The organism is Roseixanthobacter psychrophilus (assembly GCF_043195195.1).
In the GTDB taxonomy this organism is placed as follows: domain Bacteria; phylum Pseudomonadota; class Alphaproteobacteria; order Rhizobiales; family Xanthobacteraceae; genus NCEH01.
The window spans coordinates 1-351 of record NZ_JBAFWT010000212.1 but is presented as its reverse complement, the minus strand read 5'-3'; the positions used below and the strand labels follow the sequence as shown (position 1 = coordinate 351).

Here is a 351-nt window from a genome sequence, read left to right as displayed (position 1 = left end):
CTCGGGATCAAGCCCCGAGGGTCTTTTCGGCGAGCCTCTTTCGCATGGACTCGCCTCTGATCTCGACGCGGTGGGAGGAATGGACGAGCCGGTCGAGGATGGCGTCGGCGAGCGTGGCGTCGCCGATTGCCGCGTGCCATTCGGCGACCGGGATCTGGCTGGCGACGAGGGTAGACGCCCGGCCGCATCGATCCTCGACGACCTCGAGCAGATCACGTCGCTGGTCGGCGGTCATCGGCGTGATGGCCCAGTCGTCGAGGATGAGGAGGCGGACCTTGGCGAGAGAGGCGAGCAGTCTGGGGTATCGGCCATCGGCCCGGGCGACGGCGAGGTCTTCGAGCAGGCGCGGCG

At 68.7% G+C, this 351-nt stretch carries 1 protein-coding gene; it reads right to left on the bottom strand.

Going from position 1 to position 351, the window contains the following annotated elements; translation table 11 throughout:
* Window positions 1-7 precede the first annotated feature (7 nt).
* The coding region (locus tag V5F77_RS29245; protein ID WP_429008533.1) for an ATP-binding protein at window positions 8-351 on the bottom strand (344 nt) is incomplete at its 5' end.